The following is a 16,087-nucleotide window of genomic DNA, read 5'->3' on the forward strand; positions in this document are numbered from 1 at the left end:
ATATGTGCGCGCGCGTATATAGGGTTTTGTAGGCGTAAGCACACAACAACCAAGGCACAAACACAGCTCAAACCCAGCATTCATCAGTCTTTCACCTTGTAACTATGTTTTTTACTATTTCCTACTTGAGCACGAGTTTTTTAATTAAATACAGCTCTCATAATTCTTTTGATCACTCCATTTAGATTTTATTATTTTTAAGAGTAAACTTTGTTATTATATGTATTTTATCAAAACCTAATTTCTGAATATAACTCACCAAGTTCCACTAACTTATCATTTAATCTAATATCCCCATTATCACAAACTCTAACAAAGTTTTCTCCCAGATAAAAACCTTCTTTAAACTTTTTCAAAGTCAAAGATTTATTTTTACTTATTCTTTTCAATATTTTATAAACTTCAATCTCTCTTCTGCTCTTCAGTCCAAGTTCATGTATTGTACTGGCATTTTTCAATAAGTATAGCGTAGTATAATTTACAATAAGAACACCATATTCTACTCCTGTTATAGGTCCAACTGTTTCAAACTTTTCTAAGTCAATTCTAAGGTATGCATCTTTTTTCTTATCTTCGCCACATTTCAATTCAACACAATTACCTCTTTCATAAGTGTAGCTATCTTTTATTTTGGCATAGTAGTAAATTCCACTACCTTGGTCAAACTTTCTAGATTCATAAAAAGCAAGATACTCAACACCTATTTTCACATTAGATAAGGTCTTCTTAGGAATGTGATAAAATTGATTTTTCCTGTATGTATTTAAGTGCTCCTGATCCTTAGCATTAACAATCATCACATTTTTATTTTTAAATTTATAATAATCTCCCTCTTCATCAAAGATAGGATTATTGTTCACTGCCTCAATATAAGACTCTCCTATAATTTTTGCAATTTGCTTTTTCATTAGAGACGTTGATCCAGGAAGCATAGGTATAGCTCCTATATTAACTTTTTCTATACTCTTGTAAAATCTATGCTCTTTGAACTTTTCTTCATCACTACATGGAAACATAACATAAGCTCCAAATGTACTATACTTAAAATAGTCTTCTTTTTTATTTTCACTAACAATAGAATCTCTATATCTATGCATAACATTTATATCATCTTCCATTGGACCTATTTCTCCATTATTATCTACAAAAATCCTATATTTTGCATCAAAAATATAAACTCTATCTTTTGTTTTATCACCTTTCATGCAGATAACAGTATCTGGTCTTTGGTTTGTAGTAGGAAGTCCATAATATGCCTTATTGTACCAAAGCTCTAGTTTATTTCCCAATAAATTTTCATAAATTAACTTTGACTGTTTATTTTGTGCCACAGATAAGGTCAATCCATTGGAATTCACTTCTATCAATGAAGAGTTTTTCGGCTTATATCCTAGTTCTTTTATGATTGAATGTATTTTTAAATAACACCAAATTTCATATAAATTCCATAGTTTTTTATTACTTATTTCATGTAAACCTTCATAAATATCAAGTCCCTTTGACAGTAGATTATAATAAAAATAAACTTCTTTATAACCACTAGCCATTTTAAAAACTAGTGTCATAGATTTTTTATTTTTTATATCACTAATATCTCTAAAAAATCCATTTAGGTGATTGTTTAACTTATTTTCATACTTTGATAAAATTTCATAAGAAACATGATTTTTATTATACTTGTGAGCTATAGCATTTTTAGTTTCTCTAATTTTAATAAGTATTCTTTTTATCATATATTTTACATATTGATTTTCATAAATATCTAAAGTAGTTCTCTTTTTCACTTCTATAACATTATGAGACTTATTTTTTCTAAGATATTTAATAGTTTCTTTTACATCAATTCTCTTACTTTTATTTCTATCTTTTAACTGAAACTCTTCTATTACATTATGCTTTGGATGTTTCTCAATCCTTCTAATAGACTTGTCCAAATTATCATAAATATTATGAAGAATAGCTATAAATTCAACACCTGTTTGTTTCTTAACATCAACAATATTAGCTCTGGAAAAAGTCTTATCTAAATAATCAAATACTAAGGATTCAACTTCTTTATTAATATCCTCTAGTATTGCATTATAATCATTCATATAGTCTAACTTTGTTGGAAACACCTGTATTGTAAAAGACAACACATCTTTATTGTTTTTCCTTATATTAAAAGTAGAATAACCTATATCACCATTAAATTTAAAAGATCCAAAAGCATTTTTCCCTCTATAAGATATGTTTTCTCTGATTTCCTTGCTATGATGATAAATTTCAAATTTTTCATTTGTGTTATTTTCTAAATATAGATTATAAATATTATCTTCAAAAAAACTTGGAATCATTGAATTACTCTGATTTTCTTCCAGTTCATTATAGCTATTTATTGTGTAAACTTTTAAGTTGTCTAAATCAGTACTTACAGTAATTTGACCACTAATATTTTTATTGTTGTTGGTAGCATTATACTTTTTATTTTGGCTATTTCCATCAATAAACACAGTAAAATCAGAAGTGTTTATTTGCAAAATATCATTTTTAATACCAGTAACTTGCATATCCATCATAATTATATCCTTTTAGCATGTATACTATTTTCTCAGCACTTTTTCTATACCTAACATTAGCCGACTGTAGGTAATTTTCTGCTTCATCTATGTCAGAATCATTTAAGATTTCTTTTTCACAAATAAAGTTAAACAGATTTATCAGAATCTCTTTTATTGAATTTTCACTACCATTTATGGCTGGTAATACTTTTTGCATAATCTGATAGTCAAAAGCAGCATCTTCAGATAATAAATCAGCTTTTTTGTTTTCTATCATATAGAAGAGAATTTCATCTCTAACTCTGTATGCAAACTGCTTTTGAGACTTACTTAAAATATTATTAATTTCAATAATTTTTCTATTTATCTCTTTTGCATAATTCCTATATTCTTGCTCTATATCAAGGGTTTTTAAGTAATTAGATTTTATAAAATCATTATAGACATCAGATAGTTCTTCAACTTCTTCACTTTCATTTTCAAATAAACTTTCTAAGTTTACATCTGAGAACTCAATTGTATTGGCTCTGTCTAAGACTTTTCTACTAAATTGGAATGTGGTATCATCCATGTTTACAGTTCCTATTAAATAAAGATTTTCTGGAAGTTTTAAGCTATCTTCATCTTCTATCTCATAGTCGTAGATTAGGCTATCAGTTACTATAAGATCTTCCTCTTTTCTTCTGCTTTCTATAACACTTAGGTAATCGCTTAGATAGTACTCTACTCTTGCCAGATTCATTTCATCTAGACATATGAAGTAGGGCTTGTGCATGTTCTGTGAGGCTTCTTCTATGATTTGTGTAAGTTTTCCTTTTATGAATTTGCTTTCTAGGTTTTTGTAGCCTATTAATTCTGTGCTGTCGTTCCAGTCTGGTCGCACGCTTATCATGTTGTATTGGTTGTTTTCTACAGTTGCTCCTAGAGCCTGAGGAAACAGTCTTACTATTTTTGATTTTCCTGTGCCACTTATTCCTGCTAGTATTACGAAGGGTTTTGTTTTTAGGGATAGATATAGGTTGGAGATTAGGTTGTAATCGTATTCGTACCCTTGAGAAGTTATGTAATTTAATATGTGACTTATAATCTCTTTTTCCTGTTTATTTGTTATTTTCTTCTCTTGCACTATATCTTCACCACCTTCTTTAAAGTACTTGTTTTCTAGAAAATCTACTGCATCTTTGTAATCATTCACGAAATTAGGATCTGTTACATATTCTTCTATTTCGCTAGATAAGCTATAGGTTTCATTTTGGTCATCTAATATAAAGTATTCTTGTGGTAAATACTTCATAGCAGTTTGTTTCATTCTACTTATGTATTTATTTTTTGTCCATGATTCTAAATCCTCTATTTCACTTAAATCTGCTCTATGCTTTGGTATAGAATAGTATTTTTTTAGTCCGTTAAATATTTCATCATAGGTTATTCTGCTTTTCATTATGTTTTCATTTATAAAGCATGATAATAATGCTATTTTGAGACTACGATTCATTCTTTGTGATTTTATTATTTCTATAAATTTTTTAGATACTGTTACTGATTCAGAATCATTTTGCACAGATTTTTTATATAAAAAATCTAATTCATTTACAGATTGTGCTATTTCTAGCTCAAAATTATCAGAGTTTAATACGTAATCTTTATCAAATTCCTTTTGAATAACTATTCTAAACTCTTCATTTTTCTTAATTTTTTCTTCTAAATAGCTTTTTAATTCTTCATTTTTCATAAAATCATTTAGTTTTACTTTATTTCTTTTATACCCATCTTCATAATCTACATAATACTTATCTAAATTTAGATTATAATTTTTGTTGATTTATACTTAAAAGTGACCCACTATTTACACACAAAATTGACCCACCCTTAAATATATAATACCATTTCATATAAAGTGAAAATTGTATGAAATGGAGGTAATGGGGTGAAAGATGTGGAATATTGGATAACCGTAAAAAAATTAAAAAAGAAAGGAATGAGTATAAGGAAAATTGCTAAAGAGTTGGGAATATCAAGAAATACAGTTAGAAAAATATTAAGAGAAGAACATAGAAAGCCTTATAAAGCAAGAGTTTATACTACAAAAATTGATGAATACAAAGATAAAATAAAAGAATGGTATCTAGACCCACAATATAACTTTATAGGATCAAGAATCTATGAAGAGTTAGAAAAAATAGGATATCAAGGAAGTGTTGGACCTATATATAGATATTTAAATCAATTAAAAGAAGAAAAACAAAAGATTTCAACCAAGGCTACAACAAGAGTTGAAACCGAACCAGGAGATCAATCTCAATTTGACTGGTCAGAATATAACATTATTATTAATAACAAAATTACTAAGGTGTATTGCTTTAGTCTAATATTATCCTACAGTCGCTATAAGGCGATAGCCTTCTCTTTATCAATTGATGGACAAGCTATATATGAAGCAATTGAAAATTTATTCAATAATTTAGAAGGAACAACCGTAGAGCTATTAATAGACAATCCAAAAGCTTTAGTAGATAAACATGAAAAAGAAAAAGAACCTCAATATAATAGAAATGCATTACTATTAGCAGCACATCTTGGAACAGAACTAAATGCATGTATGCCCTATCGGGCTAGAACAAAAGGCAAAGTAGAAAGACCCTTCAATTATATAGAAGAACATTTTATAAAAGGTAATTCTTTTGAAAATATGAATCATTTAAATCAATCAGCAAAAGCTTTTATTGATAAGTGGAATAATAAAATTCATACAACCACTAAAAGAATACCCAGTCAAATGTATTTAGAAGAAAAACAATCACTCTTACCTCTACCTAAAAATCTATATTCTTTTAAATACAATGAACCAAGAAAAGTAAGCCTTGATTGTTTGATATCAGTAAAAGGTAAAAAATATAGTGTTCCTGCAAAATATGCTGATAAAAACGTTAAATTTAGAATTTCTTATGGTTACTTACTATGTGTGTATTATGATGGTGAAATTATAGCCACACATGACTTAACAAAATCTAGTTGTGATATTAATAGAATTGAAGGACACTATAATAGCGTTAGCTACAATATGAACAAATCAATACCACAAGTAAAAAGATTAATGACATCCAAATTTTCAAATGGAAAAAGGTATCTAGATGAATCTGCTAAAGTATTACAACAACCTAGTTATCATGCCAGAAAAATATTAGCATTAACAGACTTATATAGCGAAGATAAGATTGATAAAATTTTAAGTTATTGCCTAGATAAAAATATTTATCATATTGATGATATAAAATCCACAATTAAAGATAAATATTTTGATATTATCTTTACTGATGAGAACATTGATATTCCAAAAGAAAATTTAGTAAGAAGTTTGGATTATTATGAAGAAGGAGGCTTATATGAAAAGTAATTTAGATGAATATATTATAGATACCTTAAAATCATTCAAGTTAGTAGAAATGCGAGAGCAATATACCATTGAAATTGAAAAGGCTATAAAGAGTAAGCTTAGTTATAAAGAGTTCCTAGTAAATTTAATAAAAGTTGAAGAAATAGGCAAGCAAAAGCGATCAGTAGATAGAAGTATTAAAAATGCTAATTTTGAAAGTATAAAGACATTTCAAGAATATGATTTTTCATTTCACAATCACTCATATACACAAAAATTAAAGTCATTAAGTGAATTAAACTTCATAAAACAAAAAGAAAACATTATTTTGATAGGCCCTCCGGGCGTTGGAAAAAGTCATATTGCAACGGCTTTAGGAGTTGAAGCATGTAATAAAGGATATAAAGTATTATTTATTAATGCTAGTAAATTAATGGATGATTTATTAAAAGCTTTAAGCTTTGGAAATATTAATTTAGAGCTAAAGAAATTAAGTAAAATAGATTTACTAATAATTGATGAGTTAGGATATTTAATTATGGACAAAGAAAAAGAGAGTTTATTTTTTCAACTTATCCGTCACAGATACGAAAAAAACTCCCTTATAATAACCACAAATTTACCATTTAAACAATGGAATGAAGTTTTCACTAGTCAAATTGCTGCTACAGCAATTTTAGATAGACTAATTCATCACTCTCATATAGTTAGTATAACAGGTGATAGTTATAGAGTAAAGGGAAAAGGAGGAAACTGTAGATGAGTAAGAAAGATTTAATCAATGAGTTGGACAAAGTAATCGAATTTTACAATGAAAATGGACACGAAGTTGGAGAAAAGTACATAGTTGAAAATTATAATGTCAGTGCCAATGTATTTAAAACTATTTTGCGAAATAGCAATAAGTACTACTATAATCGTAGTGTTAAAAAGTATTTAATTAAGACAGTAGTTGAAGAACCTTCAAATAATACTTTTATGACTTTAGAAGAGTTAGAAAATAATAGAAAGCTATCAGGTGCTTCTGATAGCTTTTCAACAATAAATAATAATGATATATTTTTGGAATTGTTAACCGATAGGTTGATACAATTAAATAGTTTTATTAAATTAAATCATTCTACAAAACAAGTTTATGTTAATTTAACTCGTTTAAAATCCGAAGGATACAATGTAGAATTAATATAGTTTAGGTGGGTCAATTTTACCCGTAAAAATTTTGAAAAGTGGGTCAAAAGTACTTGCAAATCTGGGAGTGTAGATAGGTTTGTGTAAAAACAAACTTACCTACACTTTTTTAGTATTTAAAATTGGTAAGTTTGGAATAATATTCATATTAAAATTTATGGAGGTTTGTAAAATGAAAGATATAATTATTCCGGATATTGATTATCAAGCAGAGGTGAAAAAATGTAAGACAATGGAAGACATCGTTGGAAAAAATGGATTGATGCAAAAACTATTCAAGGATGTAATGCAACAACTTTTAGAGGCTGAAATGGAAGAACATCTAGGTAGAGAGAAATATGAAAGATCTGATAATAATGATACAAATTATCGAAATGGATATAGTTCAAAGACAATAAGTAGTAGTTTTGGTGATATTGGATTAGATGTTCCAAGAGATAGAAAATCAGAATTTGAACCGAAGGTTGTTAAGAAATATGAAACAGTATGTAATGAATTAGATAAAAAGATAATAGGTCTTTATGCTTGTGGAATGAGTGTGAGAGATATTCAATCTGAAATGGAAGAGCTATATGGTATAGATGTATCACCTTCAATGATTTCTAAGATAACAGATAAGGTTGTTGAGGCTGCCGCCGAATGGCAAAGTAGAACACTTGATGAAATTTATCCTATAGTATATATGGATGCTATGCATTTTAAAGTAAGAGATGATAATAAAATAGTATCTAAAGCTGCATACATTTGTATGGCCTTAGATATGAAAGGAAAAAAAGATATATTAGGTATTTGGATAGGTGAATCTGAAGGGGCAAAGTTCTGGCTATCAGTATGTAATGATTTAAAAAATAGAGGTTTAAATGATATATTAATAGCTTGCATGGATGGTTTAAAAGGCCTTCCAGAAGCAATAAAAACTGTATATCCAGATGTGAATATACAAACTTGCATAGTACATCAAATTAGAAATTCATTAAAATATATAGCATCAAAAGATCAAAAGGAATTTATGAAAGATTTAAAGAATGTGTATAGAGCATTCAATGAAGAAACTGCGCTTGCAAATTTAGATATTTTAAAAGATAAATGGTATAACAAGTATTCAGTTGTAATAGATTCTTGGTATAATAATTGGCCTAATTTAGCAACGTTTTTCGATTTTTCTGAAGATATTAGAAGAATCATATATACTACAAACTCACTAGAAGGTTTTAATAGACAGCTAAGAAAATATACAAAGGTTAGAACTGTATTTCCTACAGATGAGTCACTAAGAAAATCTCTGTATCTTTCTACTATGAAAATCATAGAAAAATGGACATCTCCAAATCAAAATTGGGCTACCACTTTAGCGCAGCTAACAATTAGATTTGAAGATAGAATTCCTAAAAAATATACAATCTAAAATTTTTTTGAAAATGGTAAATTTAGTGTATATTGTCCTAAATTAGACACATAATAAAAATGTATAAAATACCATTATTAGTATTCCAATCAAATAAAAAAATATTACTGGAATAAGTAATTTCCAGTAATATCAATTAATAAATAAGTCTATTTACACAAATCTATAGACATTCTCGCAAATCTACAAATTTTCTTTCCATTTATTCAAACTTAAAATATATTTATTATGGTTAATTACTGTGTTTGCAGTAGCCTTACTTGTATACTGATACTCAACCTTTATATATATTCCTTCTTTTTCTGCAACAATAGATATACTTGAAGCATAATTTAATTTTTCTTTATCCTTTATCTGTATCCAAAAATAATCAGATATATTTCCACTGTTTTGCCAGCTTTGTATTTTATACATTTGTTTATTTTCTCTATCTTTTAAATATGGTGATATTTGTGAGAATAGATTTTTCCAAACTTCATCATAGGCAGTAATTTTCAAACTAGTTATATTATTGTATCTTTCTTTGTCATAATTACTTTTGTTTGCATCTGCAATAAAGCTAGTTCCCCCATATAAATCTAAAAACTGAAATACTTCTTTTAATTTATTCAATTTAAATCTCCTTTGTTTTTTATACTTAGAATTCATACCAAATCACAATTAAAAATTCTACCACCCCAGCATGAATAATTTTTTTAGTAGTATAATTTACAATCAATTGGAAATACTATTTAACCATTCTTTGGTTTCTTTTAACCTATAAGAATTTCCATTCATATTTACCACGTAGGATTTATGAGTTAACCTATCGGTTAATGCTGCAGTCATAACTGGATCTCCTAAGATTTCATTCCATCTATCAAAAGATAGATTTGTTGTTAATATTGTAGACTTAAGACCTGTTCTTAAGGATATATTAGTAAACAACAGCTCCGCTCCCTCTCTATCAGAGGAAATATATCCAAATTCATCTAAAATAACCAAGTCATATTTTATTAGCTTGTTTTGAAAAGCCCTTAAGGATTTTGTTGACTTTAATTCCTTTAATTGGGTAATAAAAAGTGGAACAGTTGTAAAAAATACTTTATATCCTTCTAAACAGGCTTTCATCCCCAAGGCGATAGCCATGTGGGTTTTGCCTGTTCCAGGATTACCAGAAAGTATAACATTTTGCCCTTCCTCTATAAAGTTTAGGCTACTTAGATGTTTTAATTTATTTTGAGCATCTTTAGGAAGTGCTCGTATATCAATGTCTTCGAGGTATTTCTTGCAAGGAAAATTGGCTATCCTTATTCGACTTTGAATTAAGTTATACTTTCTTATATCATATTCTTTCTGCAACAATCTGAATAAAAACTCATCATAAGGAAGATTATTTGACAAAGCATCTTCAATAGATTCTTTTATATCTGTCTTTATAACACTGAGTTTTAGAGATTCTGCGTATTTTTTAACATCATCTATATAAGAGTTATTACTCACTTTTTTCACGTCCTTATTTTTATAATAAATCATTAAATTCTGATAGCATATTTATGGAATTAGCCATAATATCATCACTACGATCCTCTAAATATACTAGTTTGTTATCATCTTTTAAAGAACATATATATTCTATTTTATCCACACTAATATCAGTAGGACACATTTCTTGTATGTGTTTAATTGCATTAAATACAGGTGTAATTCCATACTTACCAACACACGCTATAACTGTTATAAATTCTTTATCTTTATTCTTAAAGTAAGAGTTATAAATATCTTTTAGAACTTTATCCATCTGTTCAAAAGCTGCGCTACTAACAAGAGCCTTTGGCTTTCTATATAATGTATAAATATAGTGTGAAATGTCAATTTTCCACTTGTTCATTCCATTAACTTTAGTATATTCACACACTTTTTCTTCGTTATAAAATACAATTATTTTGTTTGTATAAACCTTACATCTTAATAGTTGTCCAACATAATTGTCTGGAACAGAGTAATAACAAGAGTCAATCATGATTGTTGAATACTTATTTACTCTGCAATCTTGTATTTTTGATGTTTCATATAAAGGCATCTCTGGAAGTAAATTTTTTCTTTCTTCTTCTAATAATTCCTTTGAAGATTTCTTTTTCCCGAAGGGACATTTATTATTTATTTCATCTAAAACGTTCATTAGATGAAGGTTTGCTTCTTCCAAAGAATTAAACTCTAGTTTTTGACTAAATGCTTTTCTTCTAACGACTTCTACACTTTTTTCAACATGACCTTTTTCATTTCCACTACGTACATTACAAAATCTATAATCAAATTTATAATATATAGACAATTTTAATAATGCATCAGTAGGCTCTTTCTCTGATGGACCTAAAAATTTTTTTACAGCCACCCTTGTATTATCATATACAATTGTATTAAATACACCGTGGATATGTTGAAAAAAGTATGCATGAGCCTCTAAAAAGCATGCTGTATCTTGCTTTGGGAATAGCTTAGCCCATCTATAATTACCAAATGCTGATGTAAAAATGGCTAATTGATATTCTCTAAGAATATTATCCTCAATATATAGTTTTACAGTACCAAAATCAAATTCAGCTATATCACCAGGAATGTATTCTTGTTTTATGAACGCTTCGCGTTTCTTATGTTCAATCTTATTTATGGTATTTGTTACTGAAGTATAACTAATATTAAATCCTTCTTTATTAAGAGCATCACATATATCTATTTTTTTCATCTGCTGTTTAGAAAGCCCTGATAGTCGTTTATTTTCATTCTCTTTAAGATAGTATTTAATCCTTTCAATTACCTCTTCAGTTACTGCTGTTTTTGACCTAGGTGATGATTTATATTTTGGTTTCTGTGTTATTTCATCAATTAAATCCACTTTTTCTGTTTCCGTAAGGTTTTCACCTGCTTGGCGAAGCCCTTCCTCATACTCTTTGATATATTTTCTTATGGTATCTCTAGCTATTCCAGTTTCTCTTTGAATTTCTCTTTGAGATTTATTATTTTTTATATAATCCAAAATAATCTTTTGTTTATCTTTCAAATTTATCACCCTCGCACATCCTTTTATACTTCATATTATTACCAAATATTATGTGTATAAAAGAATTGGAAAATTCTGTGGTGGAAGAATTTTTAATTAATTTTTGGACTAGTAATAGTTTGTACTAAACACTCCTTTTTAATGATTATTTATAAAGCAAAAAGTAGTGTATTTTTGACGATACACTACTTTTATTATAACTATAAGCTATCTTATTTAAAATAACTCTATAATTTATACTTAAAGCTATTGTATTTTATCCATCTCATATAGCCTTCTGTCCATCTCATCAATAAATCTTGACCCCTTAGATGTAATTAAATATAAGTCTTCCTTAGCCCTTGTCATAGCAACATATAGTAAACTTCTTTCTTGCTCTAACATTGCTTCATCATCTTCATTTTCATCTATCTTTGGTATCATACCATCATTAACCCTAGGAATTATTACTACATCAAATTCTAATCCCTTTGCAGAGTGCATTGTTACTACTTTTATTCCAGGTGTAAGTATACTCCAAGGAACATCTTTCTCTTTACTTACCTCTTCCCACTCTAAATTATTGTCATTCAATGCTTTTATTACTGACCTTTTAACTTTTGAATTTGTTCTAACAGGTATACCTATAACAGTTTCACCATCATTTAGCTCTTTAAGTAATTCAACCATTATTTCATTTTCCTTGGTTATAGTATTGCATTTATAAATTATTGGCTTATTACCTTCTCCATCAACATCTTTACCTAACTCATAATCTGTATCTCTTCCCTTATTTGATTCATTCTTAACAATTAAACTATTTGCCAAGTTCATTATTTCTTTTGTAGACCTAAAATTCTTTCCTAATGATTTAGATGCATTTCCTTGTACATTTATACCAAGTTCTTTCCATGTAAATGAATTATTATATATCTTTTGTGCATGATCAGCTGCAATTATTATGCTTTTTTTAGCTAGCATTTTAAGTACTAACAACTGGCAATAACTTAAATCTTGAGCTTCATCTACTAAAACATAATCAAACCTTTTATCACGTGGTACAAATTCAAAATTATCTAATATTAAGTTTGAAATATCATCAAAATCTATTTTATTAGATTTTCTTAATCTTTTATTATAATCTTCATACACCTTAAAAACTACTTCCTTGTCTTTTTTTGTAAGTCTATATGAAGTTCCTCTGCCTATTCTACTTGTATTTATATATGAATCTTTATCATATATTTTTTTGCCTTTAATCCAAGATATTTCTTCTATCCAAAAATCAAGCTCCTTATTAAGTATCTTATTAGTTGAATATACAATTTTCATTTGATTTATACTGTTTTTTAAAATATCATCTTTATAACTTCCATATATAATATTTAACTTTCTTGTTGTATTTATATTTTTTAATATACTTAATCCATGAGAGTGGAATGTATTTACACTTATCATTCCATTGTTGTCTTCTATTTCATTTACTAAATCTTGAGAATATCTAGTTAATGTATTAGCATATGTAAAAAAACCTATCTTTATATTTTCTTTATTATTTATAGCTTCACGTTTTAGCTTTACTGCTTTTCTTAGTAAAACTAGAGTTTTTCCACTCCCAGCAATACCCTTTATCAATAAATTATTTGCTTTACTATTGATACATTCTTCTTGATTTTTAGTCAATTTTACATCCAATCTTGCCCTATCTTCCGCACTACTAATCATATCTCTTCATCTTCTCCATTTATAAAATCTATTGCACTAACTTTTTTTATCCTATTACGATTTCTAGATTTAACTGTACTTTTAATTTCATTTTTTACTTCTTTATTTAAATGGTTTAATACATTGTTATTTTGCCAACATGACTTAATATTTTTCCAAAATTCAACATCTATATTAATCATTATTTATCACCTTCTCTATCTAAAGGCAATATCCCATCTTTACAATATATACTATGCTGACAGTATAAACATTTATCCCCTTTTTCAGGTACTGCATTAAATATGACTGGATTTTTAGTTTCATAAATATCTATACTATCACATTTAAACTCCTTATACTTAGGATATAAGAAGTGTGTATACATCCTTGTGGTTGTATATTCCTTTCCCTCATATTCATCATAATAACTATTTCCACTCGTCCATATTTCTTCTTTTAATTCTAATTTCTCAACATCTCTCCATTGTGGAAATAAATTATTTATATTATTAAATACCTCATGGCTACTTTTATTTGAAGATATAGATATTGCACTCCCTAATCTTGTAAATCCAAACTTATGATGAAAATCACTTGTATAAGTTGGTATATCATCAACTATATAGCTATAATAAAATCTCCTAGGACAAATACTAAACTCGGTCTTACATTCACTTATCATAGACTCAATATAACTTCTATCAATTTTTAAAACTTCTCTAGATTTATAATCCTTTTTCTTGCCTATTATTACCTCATCTTCTTTTGTTTGATATTTTAACTCTTCTACCCAAGTCTTTAGCAACTTAATAAAAATAGATTGTTCTAATTTTTCTCCATCTACGTTTTTAATCCACGAAATCTTTATTTTTTTCTCGCTATGTAATGCACAATAGAAAAGATATCTATTTATTAGGTTTCTATCTTCAACTATTAACTTCATTCTCTTTAATAGTCTGTTTTTGTTTTCATCATTCAGTTCAAGTCTACCAAGGTTATACTTATTTAATGGCCATGAATAACTCATCTTTCCTCCTGGAATATCATGTTCACTTACTTGGCATATGTGAATAGTTTCGCCTTCATCACATAACATATATGAACTTTCTATTTTTTCTAAAGGTTCAACTATCTGAGATTTATCACTTTCTTTTTTGTCATTTTCATCTTCTTCAAATTTTCCACCTAAAAATAATATTAATCCTTCTGCTATATCTTCTGGAAAACAATTTACTTCATATGGCAATTTATATGAAAGTTTATTTCGTATTTCATTTACTATATCTTGTTCTACTTTGTCAACTAAAGAAAAATCATTACTTTCTATAACTTTATCGAGTTTTTTAAAATATTTTTCTAAATTAGTTTCCTTATCCTCATTAAATAGATTAATACCTATGTCTATTATTTTATTTATAAAATTTGATATATCATCTAAACGATTTTCATCAATACTAAAAAATGAAAAATTTAAGAATGGATTACTTGCCATTTTATGAAATCTATAATTTATATTTAACTTATCGCAATCTGAGTCCATATTACTTACTATATTATCTTTTATATACTTTAGTAAGACTAATCTATCCTTCCATTCATCAATAGTCCTACAATTATTAAAATATTCTTTTATACAATATAAATCATAAGTATAATCCCTTGCATTTATTGTCTTTCCATCTTTCTTAATGCTTAGCCATCCTGATGAAAAATATTCTTCTATACTATTAAAATCTAAAATAATTTGTGATTCGTTATCATCCCACATAAGATGTAATTGATATAAAAATTGACCTATAGGATATGAAAGTAAATGTCTACTATTATATCTTTCTGGATAATAATCTTTAAATAAATTATTAATATCGTTGGATACTGGTGAGAAATAATTTTCTATTTCATTATAATCATTTAAAAATGTCATAATATTATCATAAGACTTTATGTCCAACGTAGATTTATCTATTTCCTTTACGTCATCATCTGATATATTTCCCTCATAAATACCTGCAAACAAATCACACCATCTGTAATTTATTTTATTATCTTTATAAATTCTTTCTGAAAAATTTGGATATCCAAACTTTTCATCAAAAGTCTTGTCCCATATTTCAAATATTTTAGGATATTTATTATCATACCAATTTAAATAAATAATTTCGATGCCTAAATCTTCTATTAGTTTTATCATCCTATCTTGTATTGGTCTTATATAGTAGAAACCATGTAGCACTATCTTATTAGGTATTCGTTTTATATCTTTAATATTATATTTTTCAATATTGACCTTTTCTTTTTCTTGGGCATATGTTAAAGCTTTTTTAAATTTTTTTTCAAATTTATCTTTCCTATTTAAGTTAGAATAAAACTCATTTCTAAATGCTAAAATAGATTGGTCCCTTCCATCTGTTTCCATTCCATTCCATATATCTTTAAATACCTCATCCTCAATTGTTTCACAATTAAATTCATGAGGATATATATTACATTCAACTAAACTCCTAATTGAATTCAAAACTTCCTTTTGATTTCTTCTAAACCCTCTAAGTAATTCATTATACTCTTCATAGTTTGATTTAGTTTCCTTATATACCTCTACTAATTCTTTTATTATTCTTGTTAAATTAGTATACTGACTTAACTTTACTACACTACTTTCCCATTCATCTACTAGGGATTTCGTTATGTTACCCACAGATAAAATAGGAGCATTCATCTTATTACCATAACACTTATACATAGCCTTAGTTGTGGATGACGCTGCACAAATATGTAAAGTATCTTTAATAATATTAAATTCACTTATTCTATCTATCTTAGTAATATCTGTATAATTTATTATTTTAGTATTCATA

The 16,087-nt window shown here is 27.3% G+C and carries 12 protein-coding genes; 4 read left to right on the plus strand and 8 right to left on the minus strand.

Annotated features, from left to right (window positions below; genetic code table 11):
• Positions 1 to 230: 230 nt before the first annotated feature.
• Together TVTCOM_RS16575 and TVTCOM_RS16580 are read right to left on the minus strand one after the other, a co-directional pair.
• Positions 231 to 2,558 carry a DUF2357 domain-containing protein gene (locus TVTCOM_RS16575; RefSeq protein WP_434797366.1) on the minus strand — a complete coding sequence of 776 codons (2,328 nt, stop codon included), beginning with the start codon at positions 2,556 to 2,558 and terminating at the stop codon, positions 231 to 233.
• Positions 2,530 to 4,272, minus strand: coding sequence for an McrB family protein (locus tag TVTCOM_RS16580; RefSeq protein ID WP_434797367.1), 1,743 nt, complete (start codon positions 4,270 to 4,272; stop codon positions 2,530 to 2,532). Before TVTCOM_RS16580 ends, TVTCOM_RS16575 begins: the two co-directional genes overlap by 29 nt.
• Positions 4,273 to 4,467: 195 nt before the next feature.
• Between TVTCOM_RS16580 and istA (TVTCOM_RS16585) the strand changes: the two genes are divergently transcribed.
• The 4 genes from istA (TVTCOM_RS16585) (at position 4,468) to TVTCOM_RS16600 (ending at position 8,506) form a co-directional block, all read left to right on the plus strand.
• Entirely contained in the window at positions 4,468 to 5,934 is a 1,467-nt protein-coding gene (gene istA, locus TVTCOM_RS16585; protein WP_434797368.1) for an IS21 family transposase, read from the plus strand.
• Positions 5,924 to 6,676 (plus strand): IS21-like element helper ATPase IstB, encoded by a 753-nt coding sequence (istB, locus tag TVTCOM_RS16590; protein WP_434797369.1) that lies wholly within the window; start codon positions 5,924 to 5,926, stop codon positions 6,674 to 6,676. The genes istA (TVTCOM_RS16585) and istB (TVTCOM_RS16590) overlap by 11 nt, the downstream gene beginning before the upstream one ends.
• On the plus strand, positions 6,673 to 7,101 hold the full coding sequence (locus tag TVTCOM_RS16595) for a hypothetical protein (RefSeq protein WP_434797370.1): 429 nt from the start codon (positions 6,673 to 6,675) through the stop codon (positions 7,099 to 7,101). Before istB (TVTCOM_RS16590) ends, TVTCOM_RS16595 begins: the two co-directional genes overlap by 4 nt.
• Before the next feature lie 172 nt (positions 7,102 to 7,273).
• Positions 7,274 to 8,506: an IS256 family transposase gene (locus TVTCOM_RS16600; RefSeq protein WP_434796184.1), complete on the plus strand. Its 1,233-nt coding sequence runs from the start codon at positions 7,274 to 7,276 to the stop codon at positions 8,504 to 8,506.
• 183 nt (positions 8,507 to 8,689) lie between these two features.
• Here the strand turns inward: TVTCOM_RS16600 and TVTCOM_RS16605 are convergent, their stop codons facing one another.
• From TVTCOM_RS16605 to TVTCOM_RS16630, 6 genes are all read right to left on the minus strand, one after another.
• Positions 8,690 to 9,118 carry an HI_0552 family protein gene (locus TVTCOM_RS16605; protein WP_434797371.1) on the minus strand — a complete coding sequence of 143 codons (429 nt, stop codon included), beginning with the start codon at positions 9,116 to 9,118 and terminating at the stop codon, positions 8,690 to 8,692.
• A 102-nt stretch (positions 9,119 to 9,220) separates the two neighbouring features.
• Positions 9,221 to 9,988, minus strand: coding sequence for an IS21-like element helper ATPase IstB (istB, locus tag TVTCOM_RS16610; RefSeq protein ID WP_434797372.1), 768 nt, complete (start codon positions 9,986 to 9,988; stop codon positions 9,221 to 9,223).
• 19 nt (positions 9,989 to 10,007) lie between these two features.
• The gene (gene istA, locus TVTCOM_RS16615; protein WP_434797373.1) at positions 10,008 to 11,546 is read right to left on the minus strand and encodes an IS21 family transposase; all 1,539 of its coding nucleotides are present in this window, start codon (positions 11,544 to 11,546) and stop codon (positions 10,008 to 10,010) included.
• A gap of 246 nt (positions 11,547 to 11,792) precedes the next feature.
• Positions 11,793 to 13,250, minus strand: coding sequence for a 3'-5' exonuclease (locus TVTCOM_RS16620; protein WP_434797374.1), 1,458 nt, complete (start codon positions 13,248 to 13,250; stop codon positions 11,793 to 11,795).
• Positions 13,247 to 13,432 (minus strand): hypothetical protein, encoded by a 186-nt coding sequence (locus TVTCOM_RS16625; RefSeq protein WP_434797375.1) that lies wholly within the window; start codon positions 13,430 to 13,432, stop codon positions 13,247 to 13,249. Before TVTCOM_RS16625 ends, TVTCOM_RS16620 begins: the two co-directional genes overlap by 4 nt.
• Complete coding sequence (locus tag TVTCOM_RS16630; RefSeq protein ID WP_434797376.1) at positions 13,432 to 16,086, minus strand: hypothetical protein; 2,655 nt, start codon at positions 16,084 to 16,086, stop codon at positions 13,432 to 13,434. The genes TVTCOM_RS16625 and TVTCOM_RS16630 overlap by 1 nt, the downstream gene beginning before the upstream one ends.
• Position 16,087: the final 1 nt, after the last annotated feature.

Source organism: Terrisporobacter vanillatitrophus, assembly GCF_051148895.1.
In the GTDB taxonomy this organism is placed as follows: domain Bacteria; phylum Bacillota; class Clostridia; order Peptostreptococcales; family Peptostreptococcaceae; genus Terrisporobacter; species Terrisporobacter vanillatitrophus.